Raw genomic sequence first — 18,937 nt, forward strand, 5'->3', positions numbered from 1 at the left:
TGCGGCCGCCGCCGTTTCGCGTCAGCTGTGGCGATTCCACCACAGTGACATGTTCCGAAAAGAGACAGGCCACCCGGAGGCGGCCTGCCAATCCGGCGATGTCAGTATTTCGGCTCGTACATCTGGGACTGGACCAGCGCCTTGACGTCGTTCGGCGCCGGGCCGTCCGCGAGACCGCGCTGATAGGCAACGTCCGCAACGGCCGCCGCGATGCGGACCGAGACCTCGCGGATGCGCGGCAGCGCCGGATAGAGACTGCCCTGCGCGAGGTCCTCCTTGCCGACGCAATCGGCGAGCGTAGGGGCGGCCGCCATGAACATCTCGTCGGTCACCAGCTTGGAGCCGCTGGCGATGACGCCGAGGCCGACGCCCGGGAAGATGTAGGAGTTGTTGCCCTGGCGCGGCACGAAGCTGCGGCCATTGAGCTTGACCGGATCGTACGGGCTGCCGCAGGCGAACAGCGCACGGCCCTCGGTGTAGCGATAGGCGTCCTCGGCCGAGCATTCGGCCTTCGAGGTCGGGTTGGAGAGCGCGAACACGATCGGCTGCGCGTTGAGCTCAGCCATCGCCTTGAGCACCTCGGGCGTGAAGGCGCCGCCGACCGCGGCGACGCCGATGATCGCCGTCGGCTTCAGCGTCTTGATCGCGGTGAGGAAGTCGGAGATCGGCGCCTGGTCGGCATGGGCGTAGCGCAGCTTGTGGCCGGTGACGCCGTCGCGGCCGCTGACGACAAGCCCGCGGGAATCCACCAGCCAGTTGCGCCGGAGCGCGTCCTTCTCGGAAGCGCCCTCCGCCATCATGGCCGACACCACGAGATCGGCGATGCCGGTCGCCGCCTCGCCCGCGCCGAGGAACAGGATACGCTGATCCCTGAGGTTGCCGCCGGAGATGCGCAATGCCGAGAACAGACCGGCCAGCGCCACCGCCGCGGTGCCCTGGATGTCGTCGTTGAAGACGCAGGTTTCCTCGCGATATTTGTGCAGCAGCTTGAACGCCGAATGATTGGCGAAATCCTCGAACTGGATCAGCACGCCCGGAAAAGTCTTTCGCGCGGCCTGCATGAACTCGTCGACGAAGCTGTCATAGGCTTCGCCCGTGAGCCGCCGCTCGCGCAGGCCGAGATAATAGGGGTCGTTGAGGAGCTCTTCGTTGTTGGTGCCGACGTCGAGGACGATCGGCAGGCACAGTTCGGGATGCACGCCGGCGCAGGCCGAATAGAGCGAGAGCTTGCCGACCGGGATGCCCATGCCGTTGGCGCCGAGATCGCCGAGGCCGAGGATGCGCTCGCCGTCGGTGACGACGATCAGCTTGGCCGGATAGGGCCAGTTCTTCAGAAGCTCGGCGATCTGGCCGCGATCGCGCGAGGAGATGAACATGCCGCGCGGCCGCTGGAAGATCAGGCCGTATTTCTGACAGGCGAGCCCGACCGTCGGCGTGTAGATGATCGGCTGGATCTCGTCGATATTGTCGACGACGACGCGGAAGAACAGCGCCTCGTTGCGGTCATGCAGCGCGTTCAGCGCGACATATTTTTCCAAGTCCGTCGGCAGCGCGCGCAGATTGGTGAGGACGCGCTGAGCCTGCGTCTCCATCGTCAGCACGCAAGGCGGCAACAGGCCACGCAGGCCAAGTGCTTCGCGCTCGGACGCCGTGAAGGCGGTGCCCTTGTTGAGCAGGGGATCGCGCAGCAGCGCCATGCCTTGCGGCGGATTGGACGACGTCGATTGGGCAACGACCCGGGCAGGTCTATTCACGAATTCCCCCAAAAAGCTTCACATTGAACCGCGCACATTGTCGGCCAGAGCTCCAACGAGATCAAGGACGTAGCGAACGCGGCGTCGATTGTGATCTCGCACCGCAGCGAGATTGCCGCGAACGACTGGCAGTTGCGCGAAAAAAGGTTAATGCGGCGAGGCACTCTCACGTCGGTGGCAGGTATTGGCCCTCTCCCCTCGTCATTCCGGGGCGCGACGAAGTCGCGAACTATGGTGCGCAATTGCTCACCTGAGAATCTATCGGGCCGCAGAGACGGCGGCGCAAATGGATTCCGGGTTCGCGCGCCCCGGAATGACAAGAAACCTTCAGGATGCGGGCGTGTTATGCGCGAACTATTCCGGCTTGATGTTGGCCGCCTTCACGATCGGCCACCATTTCTCGGTCTCGGCCTTCTGGAAAGCGGCGAGCGCTACCGGCGTCTGCTGCTCCGGTGGCGGAATCTCCTGCCCCAGTTCGGCAAAGCGCTGCTTGACCGCGGCATCGGCAAGTACGGTGGCGATCGCCGCGTTGAGCTTGGTGACGATGTCCTTCGGCGTGTTCTTCGGTGCCCAGATGCCGTGCCAGTAGGAAATATAAAGGCCGGGCAAACCTGCTTCGTCGACAGTGGGCACGTCGGGTGCCGAGGCAAGCCTGGTCGGCGAGGTCACCGCGAATGCCTTGATCGCACCGTTCTTGACGTGCGGCAGCGAGTTCGAGGCCTGGTCGAACATGATGTCGATCTGCCCCGCCACGAGATCGATCATGGCAGGCCCCGCGCCGCGATAAGGCACGAACTGGAAGTCGGTGCCGGTCTTGTCCTTGAAGAAGACGCCGGCGACATGCGCGCCCGTGCCGGCGCCCGCCGTCCCGGCGGTGGCCTTGCCGGGATTGGCCTTCAGCCAGGCGATCATCTCTTTCAGGTTGGCCGCCTCGAGCGACTTCCTGCCGACGATGAGCTGCGTTCCCATCGCGATCAAAGCGACCGGCTCGAAATCGTCGACGACGTCATAAGGCAGCTTGAGGATCGCCCCGTTCAGCACATGGGTGCCCCAATGGCCGATCGTGATCGTCGTGCCGTCCGGAGCCGCACGCGCGACGCGGGCGCCGGCGATGCTGCCGGAGGCACCGGCCACGTTCTCGACCACGACCGTCGTGTGCAGCTCGGCGGCGATCCGTTCCGACAGGATCCGCGCCAACGTGTCGGTCGGACCTCCCGCCGCGAATGGTACGATGAGGGTGATCGGGCGGGACGGAAACGGCTGCGCGTAGCCCGGCGCAATCCACGCCGCAGATCCGACCAAGGCGCACAAGACGATCACACAGCCGCGCAAGGCGGCCCACAGCCCTCGTATCATTCCACCCGACCCATTTCTATGCCCGCATGTTGGCAGCGGGCTGGAGGCTGAGTGAACGCTGCCGGGCGGGCAGAGGCAAGCCGGAAATTTCCGCCGAACGACTATCCGGCCGCGCGCCGCGGTGTCAGGCTGACGGCGCCATCGGCCGGCGGCGCGATGTGCATCAAGATGGTCTGGGTGGCGGATGCGACCTCGATGCCGTTCTGCTGGAAGCGCAGCTTCATGCGGCGGTTGAATTCGCGCTGAACCGGCCAGCGTCCGGCCTCGGTGCAGCGGATCTGGCCGACGATCGACACCATCGCGCCGTCGACCTTGTCGATGCCCCACAGGTCGAGATCGCCGCGGATCAGCGCACGGAATTCAGGCTCGCGGCGCATCTCGTCGACGATGTCCTTGAGGATCTGGCCGGCGCGATCAGTGTCTTCCTTGTAGGCGACGTTGACGCTGACCGAGGCGTTGCCGGCGCCGCGGCTCGCATTGGTGATGGTCGTGACCGCGCTGAACGGCACGATGTGCACGGCGCCATCGCCCGCGCGCAGGCGGATGGTACGGATCGAGACGTTCTCGACCACGCCCGAGAGTCCCGACACGCTGACATTGTCGCCGACCTGCACCGTGTTCTCCAGCAGCAGGAAGAGCCCGGTAATGAGGTCCTGCACCAGCTTCTGCGAGCCGAAGCCGATGGCGATGCCGACGATGCCGGCGCCCGCCAGCAGCGGCGCGACATTGACCCCGATCTCGCTCAGCGCCGTGAGACCGACGATTGTGGCGATCAGGCAGAGCAGCGCGGTGCGCAGCATCGGCTGGAAGGTGCGCAAGCGCGCGGCACGGGCGTAGTGTCCATCCCGCGAGAGCGTATTGATCTGGCGGTCCAGCAGCGCGTTGCTGGCTTCCCAGATCGCCGCCGCGATGAACACGGCGAGACCAATCGTCACCACGGCCGAGATCAACCGGCTGCCGATCTGGCCGCCATAGAACCAGACGATGGCGTCGACGCCCCAGACTTCGAGCACGGCAACGAAGCCGATGAAGGCAATCACGCCGGAGATGATCTTGCGCAGCAGCGGCAGATAGCGGTTGGCGCGGATCTCGAGGCCCGGAAAACGCTGGAGGATCTCCGGCTTGATGCGGAAGCCGCGGTCGATCAGGCTCAGCGTCAGCATGATGGCGATGCGCGTGATCAGGGCGACTGCGATCGTGCCGACGAAATATTGCAGCAGCAGCGAATAGCCGTTGCGGATGTTGAGTGCCCACACTGCCCAGAGCGCGAGATCGAGCGCGATGGCGAGATAATGCCAGCCGCCGGCAATGCGGTTGCGCAGGCGGGCGGCGATGCCCTGCCGGTCGGCCGGTGCGCGGATGGCTTCGGCGACCTGGCGGCGGCATTGCAGGATGATGACGACGACGAAAAGATGCACCACCAGCATCACCATGCGGAGCAGCGCGGCATAACCGGCGCGATGGAGACCGAGCAGCAGCGCCACGTTGGCGAAGGCGATGCCCGAGACGCCGACACCGACGATGCGGCGCGCCCAGATCTCGATATAGGCCGCGGTCTCGGCCCGCACCGGAAACAGGCCGAACGGTCCCGCCAGCGCACGGACCACGCAGATGAGGCCGCGCGAGAACGCATAGGCATTGGCAACCGCGAGGATCACGAGGCGAACGGTCGTGGGCTCCCCGATCTCCGTTCCGAGCAGCGCGGAGGCGACGCCCATGAAGGCGAACACCGGAAGCAGCTCGAGCACGAGGCGCCCGAGCACGAAGGGCAGCCGCAACATGATCTGCCAGACCCGCGCCAGACTGTGGCGGCGCTGGTGCAGTTCGGGCGCCGGCGTGACGTCGGCGACCGATGAGGGCGGATCGGCAATCGGCAGCGCCTGCGCCGAAAGTCGCGCCGCTTGCGGCACGCGGCCCTCCAGGAACGCAACAGGACGTCGGATCAGGCGGAAGATCACCCATTCGGCCGAGAGGGCGCAGCCGAGCACCAGTGCGAGCTTCCAGGCGATCTCGATCAGCAGATTATAGGCCGCGGGATCGTTCGCGGTGCGGACGATCCAGTAGTAGAACGCCGGGAAATGCGTGAGCGTCCGGGCTACGCTGGCAATCTCGCTCGATATCGCGCCGATCTCCTCCGACACCGTGAGCAGGAGTTGCGCACCGAGGCCGTCGGCAGCGAGCGGGATCGGCGACTTCTGCTCGGGCGCGGGCGGCTGCTGACCGGATGCATTGGCGATCGCGCGCAGCGTATCGATCATCTGCGCACGTTTCTTGTCGTCCTGCAGCGTCTCCAGCGCTCGCTTGGCTTCCTCAGGCGACAATGCGGCCGCATCATTCGTCGCCGGCCGGGGCGTCTCGGCGCGGACGCCGGAGAGAGAGGAGATGGCGAGGAAGAGGGCGGCGAGGAATGCCGGGACAAGCTTATGCGACACGAGGATTCCCTGGAAAAATGAATGCGCCGTCGGCATCGGAGACGATCACCGCCGAACCGCGCGCGTCATGTCGGATGCCAGCTATTCGCCCCGGTCCTGTGTCGGAAATGGGCCAGCGTGACGACATTCTCTTGGCATTTACCGCAATGCGAAGATGGGAACCGCAACATCGGCGGAGTCGAGATGCCAACGGACCGCGATCCGTCATTGCAAGATCACCGCGGTTCGACGTTACGAAGAGGTCGTCATGCCCGCGCTTGTCCCGGGCATCCACGGTCTTCGTGCCAGACAGCAAGCCGTCATGGCCGGGCCGAGCCCGGGCATCGCGGTAGGCGACCAGCGTTAACGCGCAGGTGACGCGTGATGTCTCTCCCCGTCATTCCAGGCGTCGGCCCCGAAATGACAGCGGAGAGGAACGAGGAGAAACGGGGATATCGAATCCCATCCATCGCGGCGGCCTCGTCACAGCCATCCGACACGATCGATGTCACGCAAAATACAGCGCCGGGAAGGTAGGGGCTCTGCCTTACTGATGCAGCCCACTAAACCTTGACCCGGCGTGCCGTTCGCGGTTTCTGCCGCTATGCGATAATCCGAACGAGCTCCATCGCAATTAACGCGGCTGGATTTGCGGAGGTGGCGTCATAGACCTCCCCTTGCTCATGGAATGAACGTTGCGCGTCGCTTGTTTGCGACCAGCACTATGCTCCTCCTGTGACACAAGACTGTCAAGCGGGATCAATCGTGCAGGCATCAAATGTGAAGTGCGCAGCTGAGTGCTTTGACAGGGAACCGGCGAACACGATCATATCGGATCGCCTTGCTCACATTGGACTCCGGCGAGCATCCGGATCTGATCAAGGGGCCGCTGCGGGATCTCGGTTATGTCGACGGCAAGAACCTCACCTTCATTCATCGCTCCGCAGAGTGCAGCGCCGTGGACCGAGCAAACTCGGCGTTTGATGGTCGCCACGGAGGCCGGGGGCGCGCGGATATCGAGCGGGGCAATGATGACATCATACCCCTGATTTGCCCGACGCCGCAAATCGACTTCGAAAAATCAGCAGCCGTTCCCAGCCGCTAGCAAGCCATTGATTTTGCTGCCGCCGGCTACTGTGCATGGGGTTGTTTTCGCGATTTCTTGGTACCGCCCCTTTTTTCTTCCTTCTCCAGCGCTGCGCGCACCTCGGCGAATTCCCGAAGCGAGGCCTTGTCGGCGCGGGGAAAGCGCAGATCCAGCTTTTCGAGCGCAGCATTGATCACCGATCCGATCACGACGCGCGCGAACCATTTGTGGTCGGCGGGCACGACATACCACGGCGCATGGGGCGTCGAGGTGTGGCGGACGATGTCCTGGTAGACCGCCTGGTAGCGCGGCCACAGCGCGCGCTCCTTGATGTCGTCCATCGAGAACTTCCACTGCTTGGACGGGTCCTCCAGCCGGTCGAGGAAGCGCTCGCGCTGCTCGGCCTTGGAGACGTTGAGGAAGAATTTCAGCACCACGGTGCCGTTGCGGCAAAGGTAGCGCTCGAACGCCGAGATGTCCTCGAACCGCTCCTTCCAGATGCTCTTGGTGACGAGCCCTTGCGGCAGCTTCTCCTTGGCGAGGAGCTCCGGGTGCACCCGCGTCACCAGGCACTCCTCGTAATGGGAGCGGTTGAAGATGCCGATATGGCCGCGCTCGGGCAGAGCGATCACGTGGCGCCAGAGGAAATCGTGGTCGAGCTCCTTGCTGCTCGGCGCCTTGAACGCATGGACTTCGCAGCCCTGCGGGTTGATGCCTTCGAAGATCGCCTTGATCGCACTGTCCTTGCCGCCGGCATCCATGGCCTGGAACACGATCAGGAGCGACCAGCGGTCCTGGGCGTAGAGCTTCTCCTGAAACTCGATCAGCCGCTTCTTGTTGGCATCGAGAAGCGCCAGCGCCTTCTCCTTGTCGAGATCGCCCTTCTCGTTGGTCTTGTAGTCCTTGAGATGAAACTTGCCCGATCCATCGTAGCGGAATGGCGTGATGTAGCGGTCAAGCTCCTGGACGAGCGGTTTGGACGACTTCTTGCTCATGAGCGCGGGGCACCTTGCGTTGCGGCTTCAATCGGTCAAGCACGCTACCAAGGATGCCCTTGGGAAGGAATATGATGAAAAGCACGAGCAGCACGCCGTAGACGAGATTGTCCCAGCCGACCGCCTTGGTGCCGAAGCCGATGCGAAGGGTTTCCGCCAGCAGAATCGTAATCACGGCGCCGAAGGTCGGGCCGAGCGAGACGAACAGGCCGCCGACGATGGCGGCGAACACCATCTGTAGCGACACCGCGATGCCGCTGACGGTGTCGGGCGTGATGAACATCTGGTACTGGCAGTAGATCGCGCCCGCGAGCGCCGTCATCAGGGCGCTGAGTAGCGTGATCTTCAGCTTCTCCGCGGTGACGTCGACGCCGGCCGCGGCCGCCGCGTCCTCGTCCTCCGAGATCGCCTCCAGCGCGTAGCGCGCCATGCTGCGATCGACCCAGTGCCAGATCACGATGCCGAACAGCCAGATCCCGAGCGCGATCAGATACCAGGTGGTCTTGTCGTCGAACTGCAGCGCCAGCAGCTTGTTGGTAGAGGCGCGGTTCGGCGTATAGCCCAGCGAGCCGCCGGTGTAGTCACGCGTTGCGGTGATGACCTGGAGCACGATGCCCGACAGCGCCAGCGTCACCAGCACGAAATAGTGCCCGGTGATACGGAAGCGGAAGCAGGGATAGCCCACGATCAGTGCCAGCGCGCCGGCCGCAACCATGCTGACGGGAATGCCGATCCAGGGCGACAGTCCCAAATGATTCCAAAGCAGCGCGGTGACATAGGCGCCAATCCCCATGAAGCCGCCATGGCCCAGCGAGACCAGGCCGAACCGCCCCATCATCGACCAGGAGGTGTAGGCGAACGACCAGATCAGGATCAGCACCAGGATGTGCAGGTGATAGGGATCCCGATAGACGAACGGCAGCGCGACCAGCGCCGCGAGCCCGACGCCCCATGCTGCAAGCCGCCCCTGCAGCGTCATCGGCGCCTCGCCAGCAGGCCCGCGGGCCGGATGAACATCATGACGATGAAGAAGGCGAAGGCGAGCACATAGCCCCATTCGAGATCGGAGAACAGGCCGCCGAGCGAGATGATCTCGGCGAACACGAACGAGGCGATGAACCCGCCGATGAAATTGCCGAGCCCGCCGAGCACGCAGATCAGGAAGGTGATCGGCCCGAAGGACAGGCCGACGAAGGGATGCACGTCATATTGCAGCACCAGGAGGCAGGCGGCGAGCCCCGCGAGCGCACCGCCGAGTGCCGAGGTGATGAGATAGATCCGCTTGGTGTCGACGCCCATCAGGGCCATGATCTGCCGGTCCTGCGAGATGGCGCGGATCGCGGTGCCGGTGAAGGTGCGCGTCATGAACAGATAGACCGCGACCATGCCGACCAGCGCGGCCAGAAAGGACAGGAGACGGGCGTAGCTGAAATTCATGTCGCCGAAGGCGAGCACCGGCAGGCGGATGCCGAGGTTGCGGAAATCGATGCCGAAGGCGACGGTGGCAAAGCTCTGCAGCACGAACAGAACGCCGCCGGTCGCGAGCAGCTGGTTGATCGGCGGCGCCGTCAGCAGCGGCGCGATCACCAGGTAATGCAGCGCCGCGCCGAGCACCGCGACCAGCAGGACCGTGAGCGGAGCCGCGATAAAATAGCTGACGCCGTAGTACTGCACCATGAAATACATGGCGTACATGCCAATCATCACCAGCTCGGCGTAGCAGATCCAGGTCACGTCGATGACGCCGAAGATCAGGTTGAGCCCGAGCGCGAGCAGCGCCAGCACGCCGCCGAGCAGGATGCCGTTGATCACGGCCTCGAGCAGGTAGATGTCGAAAATGTCCAGGAACGCCTGCATGCCCATCACACCCCGAGATAAGCTTCCTTGACCGTGTCGCTCGCCAGCATCTCGGCCGAGGTGCCCGACGCCCTGATCGTGCCCGCCTCGATCAGATAGGCGCGATCGACCACTTTCAGCACCTGCTGCACGTTCTGCTCGACGATCAGCACCGTCAGTCCGCTGGCCCGGATCCGCTTCACCAGCTCGAACACCTGCTGCACCACGCCCGGCCCCAGCCCCGCCGAGGGTTCGTCGAGCAGCAGCAGCTTCGGATTGGACATCAGCGCGCGGCCGATCGCGCACATCTGCTGCTCGCCGCCGGACATGGTGCCGGCCATCTGGTGCCGCCGCTCCTTCAGGCGCGGAAACAGGTCGAACACCACCTCGAGCCGCTCGGCATAATGAGCGCGCGCCTCCTTCATGAAGGCGCCCATCTTGAGATTATCGTCGACCGTGAGCTGCGGAAACAGCCGCCGATTCTCCGGGACATGGGCAATGCCGAGGCTGACGATCTTGTGCGGCGGTGTCGCGACGACGTCGACGCCTTCCATCTTGATCGCGCCGCGCGAAGGCCGGATCAGGCCGGAGATGACGCGCATCAAGGTGGTCTTGCCGGCGCCGTTGGGGCCGATGACGCCGACGGCCTCCCCGGCCTTGACGTCGAGATTGACGTCGAACAACGCCTGGAACGTGCCATAGCCGGCATTGACGGCGCGGAGCTCCAGCATCAGGCGCCTCCCGCGCGGCGGCGCGCTTCGGCGGCCGCGGCCTGCGTGGTCTCGGCATCGGTGCCGAGATAGACCTCGATCACGCGCGGGTCGCCCGCCACCACGCTCGGCAAACCTTCCGAAATCTTCTCGCCGTGATCCAGCACCATGACGCGATCGACGACGCGCATCAGCACGCCCATGATGTGCTCGACCCAGATGATGGTGATGCCGAGCTCGTCGCGGATGTTGCGCAGCATGTCGGCGGCCTGGTCCATCTCGGCCTCGTCGAGGCCGCCGAGGCTCTCGTCCGCCAGCAGCAGCTTTGGCGCAGTCGCAAGCGCCTTGGCCAGCTCGAGCTTCTTCAGACCGGCCGCGCCGAGGCCATCGACGCTGGCGTGGCGGTCGGTCGGCAGGCCGACCATTGCCAGCGAGCGCTCGGCCGCCTCCTCGGCCTTGACACGGCTGTGGCGTCCCTGGCCATAGAAGCCGGCCAGCGCGACGTTCTCGAAGATGGTCAGGCGGCGGAACGGCCGCGGGATCTGGAAGGTGCGGCCAATGCCGCTGTTGATGATCCGGTGCGGCGCAAGGCCCGCGATCTCGGAGCCGCCGAACAGGATCGAGCCCGATGTCGGCGCCAGCGTGCCGGAGAGCATGTTGAAGATGGTGCTCTTGCCCGAGCCGTTAGGGCCGATCAGGCCGAGGATCTCTCCCTGGTCGACCCGGAACGACACGTTGTTGACGGCGGTGAAGCCGCCGAACCGCTTCACCAGTCCGCTGACTTCCAGCACCAAGGCCCTCCGCTGCTACTGGTTGCTGTAGGTGGTGCCCTTCGGCAGCGGCAGCACGGCGTCGCGCTGCGCCTGGCTCTTCGGCCACACCACATGGGACTTGTCTTCGATATACTGGATCACGACGGGGAACGAGCGCTCGTTCTGCCCGGCCATGGGCGTCCCCTCGCCGTAGAACTTCACGCCGAAGCCCAGCATGGTGCCGCCTTCTGGGATGTCGGTGTCGAGCGCCGCCTTGCGCAGCGCGTCGGGATCGACGCCGCCATACTTCTTGATGGCGCGGGGCAGCACGTCGCTCATGAACACATAGGTGTTGGACGCGCCGATGCCGACATGGGCGGAGCGGATGGCGACGCCGGGCCGGATCTTGTCGAACTCCTCGCCGACCATCTTGATGACGGACGGAAGCTTCGGATCCATGGTCTTCTGATTGGCGAGCCAGATCGAGATCGGATCGGTGTTGAAGATATAGGTGGCGTCGGCCCCCATGCCTTCCTTCAACTTCTCATAGACACCGTAGCCCGCGCCATGCCCCATCAGCGCACCGAACTTCAGGCCCTGCTCGCGGGCCTGGCGGAGCAGCAGGGTGATGTCCGGATTGTAGCCGGTGTGGAAGATAACGTCGGGCTTGGCGCGCTTCAGCTTGGTCACAAGCGGCGACAGATCAGGGGCGGTCGCCGAATAACCCTCCTTTAGCACGACGTTGAAGCCGGCCTTCTTCGCGCCGGCCTCGTTGCCCTTGGAGACGTCGACGCCGTAAGCGCCATCCTCATGGATGATGGCAACACGCAGATCCTTCGGCTCTTTGCCGAATTTCTCCTTGGCGTTCTGCGCGATGAAATCCATCGTCATCATGCCGAACTGGTCGCCGCTCGCCTGCGGGCGGAACACGTATTTGTAGCCCTTCTCATTGAACACGGCCGACGAGATGCAGGTCGTCATCCACATGAACTTCTTGAGCTGCTCGACACGGGCAGCGACCGGCACGCATTGCGCCGAGGAGAAGAAGCCGAGCACCATGTCGACCTTCTCCTGCTCGAGCAGGCGGACGGATTCGTTGATGGCGATGTCGGGCTTACTCTGGGCGTCGGCGTAGACCGCCTCGACCTTGTAGCCCTCGACGCCGGTCTTGGCGAAATGGTCGAGGACGATCTTTGCGCCGATATAGCCTAGCTCGGAGCCGCCGCCGGCGAGAGGTCCGGTCAAATCAAAGACGACGCCGATCTTGATCTTCTTGTCCTGAGCCTGGGCGGATGTCGCCAACCCGGTCGCTGATATCGCGACCACCAGCCCACGTAACAAACGGGCAGCCATGCGCAGGCGCATCAAAACCTCCCTGGACGATTGTGCATTGCATTCGTCTTGCTTTTGGTTGCCCTATCACATGGGCAGAGCGCAGGGATGTCAAGCCTCGCGCATCAGCGCGAAGCGAACTGCTGCTCGATAAAGGCCGTGACAAATCGCGGCATGGTCGGCGTGAGATCACTCATCCCGCGCACGAGATGGATGGCCGACAATTCAGGCTCGTCCTCACGGGCGAGATTGGCCTCGATCCGCGCGCGAGCCTGGTCGCCAGGCATGTCCAGGTTGAGGACCTTGATCATCGCAATCGCGCGGCCGCTGACGACGCAGTGCCAGTCCACCTCGACCGTGTAGTCGGCCGCGGTCAGGCCGGTCTCTTCCGCGAGCTCGCGGACGACGCTGCCGGGGATGTCGAGCACACCACCTTTGACGTCATTGAGGTCGGGCGTACCCGATGGGAAATAGATTCGACCGGCATTGGAGGTGTGCTGCGCCATCTCGCCCATGACGAAGGCGCCGTCGGACGTGCGCAACGCGCCCATGCCGAAACCATTGAACACGGCAGCGTCGGGAAAGCCCCAGTCGCGCCAAGCGAGAAAACTGGCGAAATCGGTCTCGAAATAGGTCGCAGCCAGATGGTCGTCCGTGAACACGGCGTCCCGCCCCAGCAGGACGCGGCCGTTCCAGAGTTTCGGCCGCTCCCGCTGCTTCTCGGCGAAATGCACCGCGATGTCGGCACGCCGCTCCTCGGCAAACGGCCAGACGAGCGGCCGCACAGCGAGATCAAGCGTCGTGACGCGATGAATGGTCAGTGACGTCATGACCCCTGACTATCAAGCCTTCGCGTCAGCTATTTGGCGTTCCCCGTGGTCTTCTTCGCCTGCTCCACGAACTTGTTGGTGAAGGTCTTGCTGACGTCGATCTTGGCATTGGCGACCTCGGGCGAGCCGACGCTGAACACCGCGAGCACGGCGTCCGCACCCTTCGGGTCCATCTTGCCGGTCTCCGAGTACATCGGAATCGTGTTCTTCAGCGCGGCGAGATAGAGATCCTTGTTCTTGCCGACCGTCTCCTCCGGCATCTTCGCCATGATCTCCTCAGGGCTGTGCGAATGGATCCAGGCGAGCGTGGCGAGGATGGCGTTGGTGAGCGCCTGCGTCTCCTTTTCATGGCCGTTGACCCAGGCTGCTGTCGAGTACAGCGCACCGCCGGGATATTCGCCGCCGAAGGTCTCGAGCGTGTCCTTCTGCGTGCGGGTGTCGGAGAGGATGCGCAGGTCCTTGTGGCTGCCCTGCAGCACGGTCACGGAGGGATCGAGCATCACGGCCGCATCGATCTGGCCCTGCTCCATCGCGGCGACCGCGGTAGCGCCGAGGCCGACACCGATCACGGCTGCGCTGGTGGGGTCGATGCCGTTCTTCTTGAGCATGTACTTCAGGAAGAAGTCGGTGGAGGAGCCGGGCGCGCTGACGCCGACCTTCTTGCCGGCGAGATCCTTGACCGACTTGATGTCGTTGGTGCGCGAGGGCGCGACCACGAGCACGAGGCCGGGATAGCGGTCATAGACCACGAAGGACTGGAGCTCCTGCTTCTTGGCGGCCAGATTGACGCAATGGTCGAAATAGCCGGAGACCACGTCGGCGCTGCCGCCGAGCACGGCCTTGAGCGCGTCCGAGCCGCCCTTGAGGTCGACCAGTTCGACATTCAGGCCGGCCTTCTCGTATTCGCCGAGTTGCCTGGCCAGCACCGTCGGCAAATAGCACAGGCAGGAGCCGCCGCCGACCGCGATGGTGACCTTGCTTTGCGCCGCGGCAAAGCCCGTGGTGAGCGTCAGCGCCAGCAGCGCGCCGGCGAGCCTGGCAATCGTGTTCTTCATTGGTTTCCTCCGTTCGGCCGGCGGCACCATAGAGCAGCCCGGCTGGCTTGAGAAGCGCTGCCGAAGTGGGCTGGCCATCGATCCTTCGGCGCAATAGCATGCGCGGACAATAACAATTCCTGATGGGGAGGATCATCCATGAATCGCTTTGTTGCCGGACTGTCGATTGCAGCCGCCTTCATCGCCGGATGCGGCGCAACTTACCTGCTCGGGCCGGCGCTCGCGGCCGAGAGCATCACCGCGCAGATCATCCATACCGGCGAGATGGAAGGCGACGCGCTGGGCCCCGCCAACAAGGTCGGCTACCGCTCCAAGACGTTCATGACCGCCGACGGCGCCACCGTCTCGATCCAGGTCGGCAACGTGCCGAAGCACCTGCATCCCAACACCAACGAGATCCAGTACATCCTGGACGGGACCGGGACGATCTGGCTCGGCGACAAGGAAGTGACGGTGAAGCCGGGTGACCTCGTGATCATCCCCAAGGGCACACCGCATGGCGGCACCAAGCCGATCAGCGGCCAGGTCAAGGCCATCGCGATCAAGACCCCACCGCAGGCGCCCGACGACGTCAAGCTGCTGGATTGAGCGCTCGGTGTCCAACTCTCCCTAACGGACAGGTGGACGACGCACCTCGGTTGGCATCGACGTAACCAAAAGTCCTTTCGCCTAGCCCCGCCCGTCCGACGCGGTCGGCCGCCAGACCAACAGACGCCGCTCGACCAGCGTCACGCCATAGTCGATCAGGATGACGAAGGCCGACAGCACGAACATGCCGGCGAATACGCCGGCGACGTCGAACACGCCCTCGGCCTGCTGGATCAGGTAGCCAAGCCCGGCCGCCGATCCCAGATATTCGCCGACGACCGCGCCGACCACGGCGAAGCCGACGGAGGTGTGCAGCGAGGAGAACATCCAGGACAGCGCCGAGGGCCAATAGACGTGCTGCATCAGCTGTCGCTCGCTCATGCCGAGCATGCGGCCGTTGTCGAGCACGGTGCGGCTGACTTCCTTGACGCCCTGATAGACGTTGAAGAAGACGATGAAGAACACCAGCGTCACGCCGAGCGCGACCTTGGACCAGATCCCAAGCCCGAGCCACAGCGCAAAGATCGGCGCCAGCACGACGCGCGGCAGAGCGTTGACCATCTTGACGTAAGGGTCGAACACGGCCGCCACCAGCGGCTGGCGCGCAAACCAGAAGCCGACCAGGACGCCGCCGAGCGAACCGATTACGAAGGCGAGGATCGATTCCGCCAGCGTGATGCCGAGATGCTTCCAGATCACGCCGGAGACGAACCATTTCACGATCTGGCTGAACACGTCGAACGGGTTGGAGAAGAAGAACGGCGGCAGCAGGATTTTGCCGAACATCGGCACGGTCGACAGCACCTGCCACAGCACGATGCAGACGACCGCGACCAGGACTTGCAGCGCAAACAGCGTCGGCCGCGACATCAGACCGCCTCCGCCGCTTGCGTGGACTGGGCGTAGCCCTTCATCACCTCGTCCTTGAGCACGCTCCAGATCTCGCGATGAAGCTCGTGGAATTCCTTGTCCAGCCGCACCTCGAAGATGTCGCGCGGGCGCGGCAAGCTCCCCCGCCAGTCGCCGATGATCCGCGAGGACGGCCCGGCCGACATGATCACGACGCGGTCGGCGAGCGCGATCGCCTCTTCGAGGTCGTGGGTGACGAACAGCACCGCCTTGCGGTCGGCGTTCCAGAGATCGAGCAGCAGATTGCCCATCACTTGGCGGGTCTGCGCATCGAGCGGGCCGAACGGCTCCTCCATCAGCAGGATCTTCGGATCGCGGATCAGCACCTGCGCCAATGCCACGCGCTTGCGCTGGCCGCCCGAGAGCATGTGCGGATAGCGATTGGCAAAGGCGCCAAGACCGACGGAGGTCAGCCATTGCTGCGCCCGCGGCAGCGCTTCGGCCCGCGGCGTGCCCTTGATCTCGAGGCCGATCGCGACATTGTCGAGCGCGGTTTTCCACGGGAACAGCGCGTCGGCCTGGAACAGATAGCCGGCATCCCGGTTCAGCCCGACGAGCGGCCGATCGAAGATCCTGACGCTGCCGGCGGCGGGCTTGAGCAGCCCGGCTGCGACGTTCAGCAGCGTGGATTTTCCGCAGCCCGTGGGCCCGACAATGGCCACGAACTCGCCCTGCGCAACCGTGAGATGGGCTTTCTCCACCGCCGTATAGACCCGCCCGTCCCCGAGCCGGAACGCAACCTTGGCATCTTCCAGCGCCACTGCCGTGGGCGTCGACATCTGCTTCCTCCGAATTTCGCTTGATGCCTTAGCCGCTCGCGCGGCCAAGTTCAATCAAGCCGCCAAGCGTGCTACGCATGCCGTTCTGCCGCGCTCTTACCCTCCTCTGGAGGGGAGGGTAAGAGAAAAGAGAGCTCACCTACGATGTCTTCCAAGCCGGCGATCAGCTACCAGCACGTCACCAAGCGCTTCGGCTCCCTTGCTGCCGTCGACGACGTGTCGCTCGACATTGCCGAGGGCGAATTCCTGGCCATCGTCGGCGGGTCGGGCTCCGGCAAGACCACGCTGCTGCGGCTCGCCAATCGGCTGATCGAGGCCGACGGCGGCATCATCACGGTCGAGGGCGAGGACGTGCAAAGTGTCGATCCGGTCGCGCTGCGGCGGCGGATCGGCTACGTGTTCCAGAGCGGCGGCCTGTTTCCGCATTTGAGCGTTGCCGACAATGTCGGAATCACGCCGAGGCTGCTGGGCGAGCCGGCGCTGGACATCGCAATGCGTGTCGACGAATTGCTGGAGCTCGTACAGCTCGACCGTGAGGCGCATCGCGACCGTCTGCCGGAGGCGCTCTCCGGCGGCCAACGCCAGCGCGTCGGCGTGGCGCGGGCGCTCGCGGCGAGGCCTCGCATCGTGCTGATGGACGAACCGTTCGGCGCGCTCGATCCCCTCACCCGCGATGCGCTCGGCGACGATTATCGTTCGCTGCATCGCAAGCTCGGCTTGACCACCGTGATGATCACCCACGACATGACGGAGGCGATCCTGCTCGCCGACCGCATCGCGGTGATGCGCAGCGGACGGCTGCTCGCGCAGGGCACGCCGGCCGAGCTGTCGAAGAGCAGCGATGCTTACGTGCTCGAGCTGTTGCGCACGCCGCGCCGCCAGGTCGAACGGCTGAACGCGCTGCTGCCAAGCGGTGCGGCATGAGCCTCCTTGCCGATCCGCGCTGGGGCGAGGCGTTGGCGCATCTGCCCGATTATCTCGGCAACCACGTGCGGGTGAGTCTCGCCGCGCTCGCGCTCGGTCTCGCCGTCAGCCTGCCGCTGGCGATCCTGACGCGCAACCGCCCGGCGCCGCGAGCGATCCTGCTCGCGATCGCCAGCATCGTGCAGACGGTGCCGGGTCTGGCGCTGCTCGCGCTGTTCTATCCGCTGCTGCTGCTGGCCGCGTCCCTGACGCTGGCCTCATTCGGCGTGTCCTTCTCGGCGTTCGGCTTCCTGCCGGCGATGCTGGCGCTGGCGCTCTATTCGATGCTGCCGGTGCTGCGCAACGGCATCACCGGGCTCAACGGCATCGATCCCGCGCTGATCGAGGCCGCCAAGGGCGTCGGCATGACCGCGCGGCAGTCGCTGGTGATGGTCGAGCTGCCGCTGGCGCTGCCGGTGATGATGGCGGGCATCCGCACCGCCGCCGTGTGGGTGATCGGCACCGCGACGCTGTCGACGCCGATCGGGCAGACCAGTCTCGGCAATTACATCTTTGCAGGGCTTCAGACCCAGAACTGGGTATTCGTGCTGTTCGGCTGCCTGGCCTCGGCCCTGCTCGCGCTCGCCGTCGATCAGCTGCTCGGCCTGATCGAGGGTGGCCTGCGCCAGCGCAGCCGCGCCCGCACCGCGCTCGGCGCAGCGGGCATCGCAGCGCTGGTCGCCGCCACGCTGGTCCCGTCGATGGGGCGGTCGTCGCAAGGTTATGTCGTCGGTGCCAAGACCTTCGCCGAGCAATATGTGCTGTCGGCCTTGATGAGGGACCGCCTTCAGGCCGCCGGACTGTCCGCGACGGCACGATCGGGCCTCGGCTCGAGCGTGATCTTCCAGGCGCTGAAGGCCGGCGACATCGATCTCTATGTCGATTATTCCGGCACGCTCTGGGCCAACCAGCTGCATCGCACCGACATCAAACCGCGTGCCGAACTGGTCGCGGAGCTGAAGAGCGCGCTTGCGAAAGACAACATCACCTTGCTCGGCGAGCTCGGCTTCGAGAATGCCTATGCGCTGGTGATGCCCAGGACACGCGCCGAGGCGCTTCATATCCGCACCATCGCCGATCTCGCCGCGCATGCGTCGACGATGTCGATCGCCGGCGACTACGAGTTCTTCTCGCGCCCCGAATGGGCGGCACTGCAAAAGGCTTATGGCCTGTCGTTCCGGGGCCAGCGCCAGATGCAGCCGGATTTCATGTATGCGGCGGTCGCCAGCGGCGAGGTCGACGTGATCGCCGGCTACACCAGCGACGGCCTGATCGCAAAGTACGGTCTGGTCACGCTCGACGATCCCAGGAACGCGATCCCGCCCTACGACGCCATCCTGCTGCTTGCGCCGAAGCGCGCCGGTGACGAGCGGCTGCGGGCCGCACTCAGCCCGCTGCTCGGCAAGATCGACATCGCCACCATGCGCGAGGCGAATCTGCGCGCCAGCGGCAACGACGCGAACTCGTCGCCCGATGCTGTGGCGAAGTGGTTCTGGGAGAAGATCAAGCAGTAGGCTTGCAGCGAGACCCGTCATCCTGAGGCGCGAGCGATGGGGCGCAGAGCGCCCCATCGGGAGCCT

The 18,937-nt window shown here is 64.8% G+C and carries 17 protein-coding genes; 4 read left to right on the forward strand and 13 right to left on the reverse strand.

Annotation, left to right across the window (positions count from 1 at the left end):
- Positions 1-101: 101 nt before the first annotated feature.
- The 3 genes from X268_RS23955 to X268_RS23965 all read right to left on the reverse strand — a co-directional run bounded on the left by X268_RS23955 (position 102) and on the right by X268_RS23965 (position 5,542).
- The gene (locus tag X268_RS23955) at positions 102-1,754 is read right to left on the reverse strand and encodes an NAD-dependent malic enzyme (protein WP_128927207.1); all 1,653 of its coding nucleotides are present in this window, start codon (positions 1,752-1,754) and stop codon (positions 102-104) included.
- Between the two features lie 354 nt (positions 1,755-2,108).
- Positions 2,109-3,107: a tripartite tricarboxylate transporter substrate-binding protein gene (locus X268_RS23960; protein ID WP_128929367.1), complete on the reverse strand. Its 999-nt coding sequence runs from the start codon at positions 3,105-3,107 to the stop codon at positions 2,109-2,111.
- A 104-nt stretch (positions 3,108-3,211) separates the two neighbouring features.
- Positions 3,212-5,542 carry a mechanosensitive ion channel domain-containing protein gene (locus tag X268_RS23965; RefSeq protein WP_128927208.1) on the reverse strand — a complete coding sequence of 777 codons (2,331 nt, stop codon included), beginning with the start codon at positions 5,540-5,542 and terminating at the stop codon, positions 3,212-3,214.
- A gap of 820 nt (positions 5,543-6,362) precedes the next feature.
- Between X268_RS23965 and X268_RS23970 the strand changes: the two genes are divergently transcribed.
- Positions 6,363-6,626 carry a hypothetical protein gene (locus X268_RS23970; RefSeq protein ID WP_128927209.1) on the forward strand — a complete coding sequence of 88 codons (264 nt, stop codon included), beginning with the start codon at positions 6,363-6,365 and terminating at the stop codon, positions 6,624-6,626.
- 26 nt (positions 6,627-6,652) lie between these two features.
- Here the strand turns inward: X268_RS23970 and X268_RS23975 are convergent, their stop codons facing one another.
- From X268_RS23975 to X268_RS24010, 8 genes are all read right to left on the reverse strand, one after another.
- Positions 6,653-7,603 (reverse strand): polyphosphate kinase 2 family protein, encoded by a 951-nt coding sequence (locus tag X268_RS23975; RefSeq protein ID WP_128927210.1) that lies wholly within the window; start codon positions 7,601-7,603, stop codon positions 6,653-6,655.
- Positions 7,563-8,582 carry a branched-chain amino acid ABC transporter permease gene (locus X268_RS23980; RefSeq protein ID WP_128927211.1) on the reverse strand — a complete coding sequence of 340 codons (1,020 nt, stop codon included), beginning with the start codon at positions 8,580-8,582 and terminating at the stop codon, positions 7,563-7,565. Before X268_RS23980 ends, X268_RS23975 begins: the two co-directional genes overlap by 41 nt.
- Positions 8,579-9,460, reverse strand: a complete 882-nt coding sequence (locus tag X268_RS23985) for a branched-chain amino acid ABC transporter permease (protein WP_128927212.1) — start codon at positions 9,458-9,460, stop codon at positions 8,579-8,581. Before X268_RS23985 ends, X268_RS23980 begins: the two co-directional genes overlap by 4 nt.
- Before the next feature lie 5 nt (positions 9,461-9,465).
- Positions 9,466-10,170 carry an ABC transporter ATP-binding protein gene (locus X268_RS23990; protein WP_128927213.1) on the reverse strand — a complete coding sequence of 235 codons (705 nt, stop codon included), beginning with the start codon at positions 10,168-10,170 and terminating at the stop codon, positions 9,466-9,468.
- On the reverse strand, positions 10,170-10,940 hold the full coding sequence (locus X268_RS23995) for an ABC transporter ATP-binding protein (RefSeq protein ID WP_128927214.1): 771 nt from the start codon (positions 10,938-10,940) through the stop codon (positions 10,170-10,172). Before X268_RS23995 ends, X268_RS23990 begins: the two co-directional genes overlap by 1 nt.
- Before the next feature lie 15 nt (positions 10,941-10,955).
- Entirely contained in the window at positions 10,956-12,266 is a 1,311-nt protein-coding gene (locus tag X268_RS24000) for an ABC transporter substrate-binding protein (RefSeq protein ID WP_128927215.1), read from the reverse strand.
- Between the two features lie 92 nt (positions 12,267-12,358).
- Positions 12,359-13,063: an NUDIX hydrolase gene (locus X268_RS24005; RefSeq protein ID WP_128927216.1), complete on the reverse strand. Its 705-nt coding sequence runs from the start codon at positions 13,061-13,063 to the stop codon at positions 12,359-12,361.
- Between the two features lie 29 nt (positions 13,064-13,092).
- Positions 13,093-14,118: an ABC transporter substrate-binding protein gene (locus X268_RS24010; RefSeq protein WP_164937893.1), complete on the reverse strand. Its 1,026-nt coding sequence runs from the start codon at positions 14,116-14,118 to the stop codon at positions 13,093-13,095.
- Between the two features lie 138 nt (positions 14,119-14,256).
- Between X268_RS24010 and X268_RS24015 the strand changes: the two genes are divergently transcribed.
- Positions 14,257-14,706, forward strand: coding sequence for a cupin domain-containing protein (locus X268_RS24015; RefSeq protein WP_128927217.1), 450 nt, complete (start codon positions 14,257-14,259; stop codon positions 14,704-14,706).
- Between the two features lie 81 nt (positions 14,707-14,787).
- On the opposite strand, the gene X268_RS24020 is transcribed toward X268_RS24015, so the two are convergent.
- Both X268_RS24020 and X268_RS24025 read right to left on the reverse strand, forming a co-directional pair.
- Complete coding sequence (locus X268_RS24020; RefSeq protein WP_128927218.1) at positions 14,788-15,576, reverse strand: ABC transporter permease; 789 nt, start codon at positions 15,574-15,576, stop codon at positions 14,788-14,790.
- Positions 15,576-16,394: an ABC transporter ATP-binding protein gene (locus X268_RS24025; RefSeq protein WP_128927219.1), complete on the reverse strand. Its 819-nt coding sequence runs from the start codon at positions 16,392-16,394 to the stop codon at positions 15,576-15,578. Before X268_RS24025 ends, X268_RS24020 begins: the two co-directional genes overlap by 1 nt.
- Positions 16,395-16,538: 144 nt before the next feature.
- Between X268_RS24025 and X268_RS24030 the strand changes: the two genes are divergently transcribed.
- Together X268_RS24030 and X268_RS24035 are read left to right on the forward strand one after the other, a co-directional pair.
- A complete protein-coding gene (locus X268_RS24030; protein ID WP_128927220.1) occupies positions 16,539-17,318 on the forward strand; it encodes an ATP-binding cassette domain-containing protein in 780 nt (259 codons plus the stop codon).
- A complete protein-coding gene (locus X268_RS24035; RefSeq protein ID WP_128927221.1) occupies positions 17,315-18,871 on the forward strand; it encodes a glycine betaine ABC transporter substrate-binding protein in 1,557 nt (518 codons plus the stop codon). Before X268_RS24030 ends, X268_RS24035 begins: the two co-directional genes overlap by 4 nt.
- Positions 18,872-18,937 lie beyond the last annotated feature (66 nt).

This window comes from Bradyrhizobium guangxiense (genome assembly GCF_004114915.1).
Taxonomy (GTDB): domain Bacteria; phylum Pseudomonadota; class Alphaproteobacteria; order Rhizobiales; family Xanthobacteraceae; genus Bradyrhizobium; species Bradyrhizobium guangxiense.

Bases quoted from the DNA above. Each gene is read 5' to 3' on its own strand.
- X268_RS23975 (WP_128927210.1), bottom strand. From the start codon at position 7,603: ATGAGCAAGAAGTCGTCCAAACCGCTCGTCCAGGAGCTTGACCGCTAC.
- X268_RS23980 (WP_128927211.1), bottom strand. From the start codon at position 8,582: ATGACGCTGCAGGGGCGGCTTGCAGCATGGGGCGTCGGGCTCGCGGCG.
- X268_RS23985 (WP_128927212.1), bottom strand. From the start codon at position 9,460: ATGCAGGCGTTCCTGGACATTTTCGACATCTACCTGCTCGAGGCCGTG.
- X268_RS23990 (WP_128927213.1), bottom strand. From the start codon at position 10,170: ATGCTGGAGCTCCGCGCCGTCAATGCCGGCTATGGCACGTTCCAGGCG.
- X268_RS24000 (WP_128927215.1), bottom strand. From the start codon at position 12,266: ATGCGCCTGCGCATGGCTGCCCGTTTGTTACGTGGGCTGGTGGTCGCG.
- X268_RS24005 (WP_128927216.1), bottom strand. From the start codon at position 13,063: ATGACGTCACTGACCATTCATCGCGTCACGACGCTTGATCTCGCTGTG.
- X268_RS24010 (WP_164937893.1), bottom strand. From the start codon at position 14,118: ATGAAGAACACGATTGCCAGGCTCGCCGGCGCGCTGCTGGCGCTGACG.
- X268_RS24015 (WP_128927217.1), top strand. From the start codon at position 14,257: ATGAATCGCTTTGTTGCCGGACTGTCGATTGCAGCCGCCTTCATCGCC.
- X268_RS24020 (WP_128927218.1), bottom strand. From the start codon at position 15,576: ATGTCGCGGCCGACGCTGTTTGCGCTGCAAGTCCTGGTCGCGGTCGTC.
- X268_RS24025 (WP_128927219.1), bottom strand. From the start codon at position 16,394: ATGTCGACGCCCACGGCAGTGGCGCTGGAAGATGCCAAGGTTGCGTTC.
- X268_RS24030 (WP_128927220.1), top strand. From the start codon at position 16,539: ATGTCTTCCAAGCCGGCGATCAGCTACCAGCACGTCACCAAGCGCTTC.
- X268_RS24035 (WP_128927221.1), top strand. From the start codon at position 17,315: ATGAGCCTCCTTGCCGATCCGCGCTGGGGCGAGGCGTTGGCGCATCTG.